The sequence below is a fragment of the Serratia montpellierensis genome, from assembly GCF_020858655.1.
In the GTDB taxonomy this organism is placed as follows: Bacteria; Pseudomonadota; Gammaproteobacteria; order Enterobacterales; family Enterobacteriaceae; genus Serratia; species Serratia montpellierensis.
The window spans coordinates 296,115-305,413 of sequence record NZ_VOSN01000021.1 but is presented as its reverse complement, the minus strand read 5'-3'; the positions used below and the strand labels follow the sequence as shown (position 1 = coordinate 305,413).

The window sequence follows — 9,299 nt, the reverse complement described above, 5'->3', positions numbered from 1 at the left end:
AAACGCACCTGCGGGAACGGGCCGCCGATCGCCTGCAGCGCCTTCACGCCGCCGTTGGCTTCCGCCGGGAAGAATTTAAACTCGCGCAGGCCGTAATCCATGCCCAGCATCAGCTCGGAAACGGTGCTGATGCCCGGAATCAGCGGAATGGACCCGGCGGTGGCCGCCTTGAGCAGTTCGTCGGTCAATCCTGGGCTGATGGCGAACTGCGCGCCGGCTTCGGTCACTTCACGCAGCTGCTGCGGATTGATCACCGTACCGGCGCCGATGATCGCTTCCGGCACTTCTTGGGCGATGGCGCGAATGGCGTCCATGGCGCAGGCGGTGCGCAGCGTCACTTCCAGCACCCGCACGCCGCCGGCGACCAGCGCTTTCGCCAGCGGCACCGCATGTTCCAGCTTGTTGACAACGATGACCGGCACCACCGGCCCCGCCGTCAGGATCTGCTCGGCGCTTGTTTTCCACTTGTTCATGATGACGTTCTCCTCTGTGGCCGCCGCCAGGCGGCGATGCGGCCAGGCTATCGATTAAAATTTGATGCAGCAGGCGCCCTGCTCGGCGCCGGACAGCTGGTTGCGCAGCGCGCCGAACAGCTCGCGGCCGCAGCCGATGTGTTCGGCGCTCAGATCGGGCTGGCATGGCGCGCGCTGGGCCAGTTCGTCGGCGTCGACCAGCACCTGCAGCTCGCCGCTGCGGCCGTTGACGCGGATCGGATCGCCGTCGCGCACTTTCGCCAGCAGGCCGCCGCTATAGGCTTCCGGGGTGACGTGGATGGCGGAAGGCACCTTGCCGGAGGCGCCTGACAGGCGGCCGTCGGTCACCAGCGCCACTTTGAAGCCGCGATCCATCAGCACGCCCAGCGGCGGCATCAGCTTGTGCAGCTCCGGCATGCCGTTGGCCTGCGGCCCCTGGAAGCGCACCACCACCACGCAATCGCGATCCAGCTTGCCGGCTTCGAACGCCGGCACGATGTCGTGCTGGCTGTCGAACACCACCGCCGGCGCTTCGATGATCTGGTTGTCGGCGGGCACCGCCGAGGTTTTCATCACCGCACGGCCCAGATTGCCGGCCATCACTTTGGTGCCGCCGTGATGCTCAAACGGCTGAGCGACGCTGGCGATCACGCTGGCGTCGAGCGAGCTGGCCACGCCTTCGCGCCACACCAGCTGGCCATTATCCAGCCAGGGTTCCTGGGTGTAGCGGTGCAGGCCGAAACCGGCCACGGTATGCACGTCTTCGTGCAGCAGCCCGTGTTGCAGCAGCTCGCGCACCACCAGCGGCACGCCGCCGGCGGCCTGGAACTGGTTGATGTCGGCTGGGCCGTTCGGATAGATGCGGCACAGCAGCGGCACCGCCTCCGACAGCTCCGAGAAATCGTCCCAGGTAATGATGATGCCTGCTGCGCGCGCCATCGCCACCAGATGCATGGTCAGGTTGGTGGAGCCGCCGGTGGCCAGCAGCGAGACGATGCCGTTCACCACCACTTTCTCGTCCACCAGACGGCCGATCGGCAGGTAGTTGCCGGCGGTGTCGGTCAGCCGGGTCACCTGGCGCGCGGCGGCATCGTTCAGTGCGTCGCGCAGCGGCGTGTCCGGATGCACGAAAGAGGCGCCCGGCAGGTGCAGGCCCATCACTTCCATCACCATCTGGTTGGTGTTGGCGGTGCCGTAGAAGGTACAGGTGCCGATACCGTGATAGGACGCGGCCTCGGCCTCCAGCAGCGCCAGACGGTCGGCCTTGCCCTCGGCGTACAGTTGGCGCACGCGCACCTTTTCCTTGTTCGGCAGGCCGCTGCTCATCGGGCCGGCCGGCACGAACAGCGCGGGCAGGTGGCCGAAGGAGAGGGCGGCCATCACCAGTCCGGGCACGATCTTGTCGCAGATGCCGAGGAACAGCGCGCCGTCGAACATATTGTGCGACAGGCCGACGGCGGCCGACATGGCGATCACGTCGCGGCTCATCAGCGACAGCTCCATGCCGTCCTGTCCCTGCGTCACGCCGTCGCACATCGCCGGCACGCCGCCGGCCACCTGGCCCACGGCACCGACCGCTTTCAGCGCCTGCTTCAGCCGCTGCGGGTAGTGCTCATACGGCTGGTGGGCCGACAGCATGTCGTTATAAGCGGTGATGATGGCGATATCGCTGCGCACCATGTTTTTCAGCGACGTCTTGTCATCGGGCTGACAGGCGGCGAAGCCGTGGGCCAGGTTGCCGCAGGCCAGCTGCGCGCGGTGGACGGTTTGGGCGCGGGCCGCTTCGATGCGCGCCAGATAGGCGGCGCGGCTGGCTTGGGAACGGTGGATGATGCGCTGTGTGACACGGGACAAGGTTGGGTTAATCATGCCTTCCTCACATTGCTGTTGTTATAGTCGTCGCCGCCTGTGGCGGTGCCCCCGGGGATGATTTGCAGCCCTGGTGTGCAAGGCCGGGGGCGATTTAGGATTTAAAACATCGTGAATGCAATCATGCCGATGGCGCCGCCGACGCTGCCCAGAAGGGTTTCCATCACCGTCCAGGTTTTCAGCGTTTGCAGCTCGTTGGCACCGGTGAATTTGCCGAACAGCCAGAAACCGGCGTCGTTGACGTGGCTCAGCACGATGGAGCCGCCGGCGATGCAGATGGCCAGCGCGGCCAACTGCCCGCCGTTCAGCCCGAGCTGGCTGGTCACCGGCAGCACCAGGCCGACGGTGGTCAGGCAGGCGACGGTGGCCGAGCCCTGGATCACCCGCACCATGGCGGACAGCGCGAACGCGGCCACGGCGATCGGCAGGCCGGCGCCGATCATGGCGTCACCCAGCGCCGGCCCGACGCCGGAATCCACCAGGATCTGTTTGAACACCCCGCCGGCGCCGGTCATCAGCAGGATGATTCCGGCCGGTTGCACGGCGGCGGAGCAGATGGCCAGCGTCTGTTCGTTGCTCATGCCGCGCGGTTTCGCCAGGCCGTAAATCACGATCAGGCAGGCCAGCAGGATGGCGGTGAACGGGTGGCCGATAAACTCCAGCCACTGCTGCAGCTGCGAACCCGGGGTGACCAGCCGCGCGCCGATAGTTTTCATGCCGACCAGCACCAGCGGGCACAGCACCAGCGCCAGGCTGAAGCCGAACGACGGCAGATTGCCCTTGGTCAGCGTCGGCTCGTTCTCTTCCGGCGGCATTGGCCAGTTGACGAAGCGGCTGATAAAGCTGCCGTACAGCGGGCCGGCGATCAGCATGCCGATCACCGCTGCCACCAGGCCGATGGCGATCATCCAGCCGAAATCGGCCTTCATCTGCGAAGCCAGCAGCATCGGCACCGGCCCCGGCAGCAGGAAGGAGGCGGCGGCGGCCACCCCAGCGAACAGCGGGATCGCCAGTTTGACGATATTGCCGTCGGTGCGGCGCGCCACGGCGAACACGATGCCGATCAGCAGCACCACCGCCACGTCGAAGAACAGCGGCAGCGCGCAGATCAGGCCGGCGATGCCGAGCGCGTAGTGCGCTTTGCTTTGTCCGAATCGTTTCAGCAATTGCGCCGCAATTTGATCGAGCGCGCCGACCTCATGCAGGATCTTGCCGAACATCGCCCCGAGCGCCACCACGATCGCCAGGAAACCCAGCGTGTCGCCCATGCCTTTCTGCATGGTGTCGGCGATACGGTCCAGCGGCATGCCGGAGAAGATGCCGGCGGCGATGGACACCAGCATCAGCGCGACGAAGGCGTGCATGCGCGCCTTCATCACCAGGAATAACAGCAGTAAAACCGAGCCGACTGCGGTACCGACCAGCGTTACGGTACTCACGCGCACACGTCCTGCGGCAGGAAGCTCTGGATATGGCGTACGGTATCGGCGATCACCGCGTCCAGCGGTTGATTGATGTCGATTGCCATCACGTCGCTCTCGTCGGCGCCCGGTTGCTCCAGCGCGGCGAACTGGGTGACCAGCATCTGCGGCTTGAAGAAGTGGCCGTTGCGCGCCGCCAGGCGGGATTCGATCACCGGGAACTCGCCGTGCAGATAGATGAACGACAGGTTGCCGTTGCCGGCGCGCAGGCGGTCGCGATACTGCTTTTTCAGCGCCGAGCAGACGATGATTGACACGCTGTTGGTGCGCTGCATGGCGAAGGCGGCGTCGTTGAGCGCGGCCAGCCACGGCGCGCGATCGTCGTCGTTCAACGCGTCGCCGGCGGCCATCTTCAGAATGTTGCTGCGTGGGTGCAGGAAGTCGCCGTCGAGGAAACCGGCGGAGAGTTGGCGGGCCGCGGCGGCAGCGACGGCGGACTTGCCGCTGCCGGAAACGCCCATAACGACGTAAATGCGATTTTGATTGTTGGTCATGGCTTGGCTCCAAAACACCGGGTGACGTTACCTTCGTTCAGCCTGATTGTTACCGGTAACATGTTATCGGTAACATTGTCGAAGGAAGTGTGAGCGGTTGCAATGGGCTTTCGCCGTGAGGATCGTTAACTGTGATCGGCTTCAAGCTTTTTTCCCGTGTGCTAAACAGGATGCCGACAGCCTGTTACATGCTGACAACAGAGCATAACAGGGGAGCAGAGGCGCACTGGGGCGCCCCTCGGATGAGCGGGATTAGCGCACGCCGCCGTAGGCCAGGCTGATCTCTTTCGCCGCGTGGATCACCAGCGCGCCCAGCTCGATCACGCGATCGTCGGTGATGCGCGACACCGGGCCGGAGATGGAGATGGCGGCGAAGGCTTCGCGGTGTTCGTCGAAGATGCAGGCCGCCACGCAGCGCAGGCCGAGCGCGTGCTCTTCGTCGTCAAAGGAGAAGCCTTGTTTGCGGATCTGCGCCAGCCCCTCTTTCAGGTTGTGCGGCGTCAGAGTGTGCGGCGTGTAGGTGTGCATGCCTTTCTTGTGCAGCAGTTTGGTCACCTGATCGTCCGGCAGGGTGGCGAGGAACGCTTTGCCGGCGCCGGAGGCGTGCATCGGCAGTTTGCCACCGATCGGCGCCGACATGCGCATCAGCGCCGTACACTGCACCTGATCGATGATGATCGCCTGGTACTCGCTGGTATCCAGCACCGCCAGGTTGACCGTTTCGCCGGACTCTTCCATCAGGCGGCGCAGCGTCGGATGCACCATCGCCAGCAGGTTGCGGCTTTGCAGGAAGCTGCTGCCGACCACAAAGGCGTGCGAGCCGATGGTCCACAGGCCGAGATCGCCGACCTGGCGCACGAATCCCTGCTGCTGCATGGTGGTGAGCAGGCGGTGAGTGGTGGAATTCGGCAGGCCGGCCTGCTGAGCCAGATCGGTCAGCGCCACGTTGCCCTGGGCTTCCGAAATGTATTCCAACAGTTTCAGGCCACGGGTCAACGATTGTACCTGACCGGTCGCCGCACTGGCGGCGGGGGCTGCTGTGCGGGGCTTCTTGCCGCGCTTGGCGGGAGCAGGGGTGGCCATGGGTGAGATTCCTTTTTCCGTATGATGGAATTCATTTTCGTTTTTTGTCGATGAATTGCAAGTCGCCGCCAGCTCATCGGAGGTGTTGACGCACAACCTGAAAAACTCTCAATTGTCGCCTGGCCCTTTGTCCTTACAAGCTGTGCTAGGATGACTCGTTGGTTTTTGCGGCAGTTGAGCAATGGGCTGGATGGCAATGGAAGGGGTTACAGTGACGAATCGAGTAGAACAACTGCGCCGCCAGTTAGCGCAGCGCATTTTAGTGTTGGACGGCGGCATGGGCACCATGATCCAGAGCTATCGCCTGGACGAGCGCGATTTTCGCGGTGAGCGTTTCGCCGACTGGCGCAGCGATCTGAAAGGCAATAACGATCTGCTGGTGCTGACCAAGCCGGAAGTGATCACCGCCATTCATTACGCCTATCTTGAGGCGGGCGCCGATATCCTTGAGACCAATACCTTCAACTCCACCTCCATCGCCATGGCCGACTACCACATGGAGTCGCTGTCCGCCGAGATTAACTATCAGGCCGCCTGTCTGGCGCGCGCCTGCGCCGACGAATGGACGGCGCGCACGCCGGAAAAACCGCGCTACGTCGCCGGGGTGTTGGGGCCGACCAACCGCACCGCGTCCATCTCGCCGAACGTCAACGATCCGGCGTTCCGCAACATCTCGTTCGATGAACTGGTGGCGGCTTACCGAGAATCGACTCGCGCGCTGGTGGAAGGCGGCGTCGATCTGATCATGATCGAAACCATCTTCGACACCCTGAATGCCAAGGCCGCCGCTTTTGCGGTGGAAACCGAATTCGAAGCACTGGGGGTGGAGCTGCCGATCATGATTTCCGGCACCATCACCGACGCCTCCGGCCGCACCCTGTCCGGCCAGACCACCGAAGCGTTTTACAATTCGCTGCGCCACGTCAAGCCGCTGACCTTCGGCCTGAACTGCGCCCTGGGGCCGGACGAACTGCGCCAGTACGTCGCCGAGCTGGCGCGCATCTCGGAGACCTACGTCACCGCGCACCCGAACGCCGGTTTGCCGAACGCCTTCGGTGAGTACGATCTGGATGCGGCCGAGATGGCGCGCCAGGTCGGGGAGTGGGCGCAGGCCGGCTTCCTCAATATCATCGGCGGCTGCTGCGGCACCACGCCGGAACATATCGCCGCGATGGCCAACGCGGTCGAAGGCGTGCCGCCGCGCCGGCTGCCGGAGATCCCGGTCGCCTGCCGCCTGGCCGGTCTGGAGCCGCTGACCATCGACGCCAACACCCTGTTCGTCAACGTCGGCGAACGCACCAACGTCACCGGTTCGGCGCGCTTCAAACGCCTGATTAAAGAAGAGAAATACAACGAGGCGCTCGACGTGGCGCGCCAACAGGTCGAGAGCGGCGCGCAGATCATCGACATCAACATGGACGAGGGGATGCTCGATGCCGAAGCGGCGATGGTGCGTTTCCTCAACCTGATCGCCGGCGAGCCGGATATCGCCCGGGTGCCGATCATGATCGACTCCTCCAAGTGGTCCGTTATCGAGAAAGGCCTGAAGTGCATTCAGGGCAAGGGCATCGTCAACTCGATCTCGATGAAGGAGGGCGAAGAGGCCTTTATCCATCACGCCAAACTGGTGCGCCGCTACGGCGCCGCGGTGGTGGTGATGGCGTTCGACGAAGTGGGCCAGGCGGACACCCGCGAGCGCAAGTTCGAGATCTGCCGCCGCGCCTATAAAATTTTGACCGAACGCGTCGGCTTCCCGCCGGAAGACATCATTTTCGACCCGAACATCTTCGCCGTCGCCACCGGCATCGACGAGCACAACAACTACGCCGTCGACTTTATCGAAGCCTGCGCGGATATCAAAACCCACCTGCCGCACGCGATGATCTCCGGCGGGGTGTCCAACGTGTCGTTTTCGTTCCGCGGTAACGATCCGGTGCGCGAAGCGATCCACGCGGTATTCCTGTATCACGCCATTCGCAACGGCATGGACATGGGCATCGTCAACGCCGGGCAGCTGGCGATTTATGACGATCTGCCTACCGAGCTGCGCGAGGCGGTAGAAGACGTGATCCTCAACCGTCGCGAGGACGGCACCGAACGCCTGCTGGAGTTGGCGGAAAAGTACCGCGGCAGCAAAGACGGCGAAGCGGCGGTGCAGCAGGCGGAGTGGCGCGGCTGGCCGGTGGAGAAGCGGCTGGAATATTCGCTGGTGAAGGGCATCACCGAGTTTATCGAGCTGGACACCGAAGAAGCGCGGCAGCAGGCCGAACGCCCGATCGAAGTGATCGAAGGGCCGCTGATGGCCGGGATGAACGTGGTCGGCGATCTGTTCGGCGAGGGCAAGATGTTCCTGCCGCAGGTGGTGAAATCCGCCCGCGTGATGAAGCAGGCGGTGGCCTACCTGGAACCGTACATCGAGGCCAGCAAGCAGCAGGGCACCTCCGCGGGGAAAATCCTGTTGGCGACGGTGAAGGGCGACGTGCATGACATCGGCAAGAACATCGTCGGCGTGGTGCTGCAGTGCAATAACTATGAAATCGTCGATCTGGGCGTGATGGTGCCGACGGAGAAAATCCTGCGCACCGCGCGCGAGGAGAACGTGGACATCATCGGCCTGTCGGGGCTGATCACGCCGTCGCTCGACGAGATGGTCAACGTGGCCAAAGAGATGGAGCGCCAGGGCTTTACGCTGCCGCTGCTGATCGGCGGCGCCACCACCTCCAAGGCGCACACCGCGGTGAAAATCGAGCAGAACTACAGCGGCCCGACCACCTACGTGCAGAACGCTTCGCGCACCGTGGGCGTGGTGTCGGCACTGCTGTCCGCCACCCAGCGCGACGAGTTTGTGGCGCGCACCCGCAAAGAGTATGAAACGGTGCGCATTCAGCACGCGCGCAAAAAACCGCGCACGCCGCCGGTCGATTTGCAGAAGGCGCGCGCCAACGCCATGGCGCTGGACTGGGCCGATTATCAGCCGCCAGCGCCGCGGCAACTCGGCGTGTTTCCGGTGGCGGCCGGCATAGAGACGCTGCGCCACTACATCGACTGGACACCGTTCTTCATGACCTGGTCGTTGGCGGGCAAATACCCGCGCATCCTGGAAGACGAGGTGGTGGGGGAAGAGGCCAAGCGCCTGTTCCACGACGCCAATCAGATGCTGGATCGGCTGGCCGCCGAGCGCAGCCTCAACCCGCGCGGCGTTTACGGCCTGTTCCCGGCCAACCGCGTCGGCGACGACGTGGAAGTGTACCGCGACGAACGGCGTGACGAGGTGCTGGCAGTGAGCCGCCATCTGCGCCAGCAGACGGAAAAAACCGACTTCCCGAACTACTGCCTGGCGGACTTCGTGGCGCCGAAAAGCAGCGGCAAGGCCGACTACTTTGGCGCCTTCGCGGTGACCGGCGGGCTGGAGGAGGACGCGCTGGCGGCGGCGTACGACGCACAGCACGACGATTACAACAAAATCATGGTCAAGGCGTTGGCGGATCGTTTGGCGGAGGCCTTCGCCGAATACCTGCATGAGCAGGTGCGCAAGTTGCACTGGGGCTATGCCGCCGACGAGAGTCTTAGCAACGAAGAGCTGATCCGCGAAAACTATCAGGGCATCCGGCCGGCGCCGGGCTACCCGGCCTGCCCGGAGCACACTGAAAAAGCGACCATCTGGCAGCTGCTGGACGTCAACCGCCACACCGGCATGGAACTGACGGAGTCCTTCGCCATGTGGCCGGGGGCGGCGGTATCCGGCTGGTACTTCAGCCATCCTGAGAGCAAGTACTTCGCGGTGGCGCAGATCCAGCGCGATCAGGTGGAAGACTACGCGGTGCGTAAAGGGATGAGCGTGAGCGAGGTCGAGCGCTGGCTGGCGCCAAACCTCGGCTACGACGCCGACTGATTTTCCT

At 64.0% G+C, this 9,299-nt stretch carries 6 protein-coding genes; 1 reads left to right on the top strand and 5 read right to left on the bottom strand.

The genetic code is table 11. The annotated features are described in order from the left end of the window. The 5 genes from eda to iclR all read right to left on the bottom strand — a co-directional run. A partial coding sequence (eda, locus tag FUU19_RS22015; protein ID WP_230507365.1) for a bifunctional 4-hydroxy-2-oxoglutarate aldolase/2-dehydro-3-deoxy-phosphogluconate aldolase occupies positions 1-473 on the bottom strand: 473 nt, incomplete at its 3' end. Between the two features lie 54 nt (positions 474-527). Next, the gene (gene edd, locus FUU19_RS22010; protein WP_230489702.1) at positions 528-2,342 is read right to left on the bottom strand and encodes a phosphogluconate dehydratase; all 1,815 of its coding nucleotides are present in this window, start codon (positions 2,340-2,342) and stop codon (positions 528-530) included. A 101-nt stretch (positions 2,343-2,443) separates the two neighbouring features. Beyond that, the gene (gene gntU / locus FUU19_RS22005; RefSeq protein WP_141972246.1) at positions 2,444-3,781 is read right to left on the bottom strand and encodes a gluconate transporter; all 1,338 of its coding nucleotides are present in this window, start codon (positions 3,779-3,781) and stop codon (positions 2,444-2,446) included. Continuing rightward, a complete protein-coding gene (gene gntK, locus FUU19_RS22000) occupies positions 3,778-4,317 on the bottom strand; it encodes a gluconokinase (protein ID WP_141972248.1) in 540 nt (179 codons plus the stop codon). Before gntK ends, gntU begins: the two co-directional genes overlap by 4 nt. A gap of 252 nt (positions 4,318-4,569) precedes the next feature. Continuing rightward, entirely contained in the window at positions 4,570-5,400 is an 831-nt protein-coding gene (iclR, locus tag FUU19_RS21995; RefSeq protein ID WP_141972250.1) for a glyoxylate bypass operon transcriptional repressor IclR, read from the bottom strand. Positions 5,401-5,596: 196 nt separating this feature from the next. On the opposite strand from iclR, the gene metH reads away from it, so the two are divergent. Next, complete coding sequence (metH, locus tag FUU19_RS21990) at positions 5,597-9,292, top strand: methionine synthase (RefSeq protein WP_197834570.1); 3,696 nt, start codon at positions 5,597-5,599, stop codon at positions 9,290-9,292. Positions 9,293-9,299 lie beyond the last annotated feature (7 nt).

Bases quoted from the DNA above. Each gene is read 5' to 3' on its own strand.
- edd (WP_230489702.1), bottom strand. From the start codon at position 2,342: ATGATTAACCCAACCTTGTCCCGTGTCACACAGCGCATCATCCACCGT.
- gntK (WP_141972248.1), bottom strand. From the start codon at position 4,317: ATGACCAACAATCAAAATCGCATTTACGTCGTTATGGGCGTTTCCGGC.
- iclR (WP_141972250.1), bottom strand. From the start codon at position 5,400: ATGGCCACCCCTGCTCCCGCCAAGCGCGGCAAGAAGCCCCGCACAGCA.
- metH (WP_197834570.1), top strand. From the start codon at position 5,597: ATGGAAGGGGTTACAGTGACGAATCGAGTAGAACAACTGCGCCGCCAG.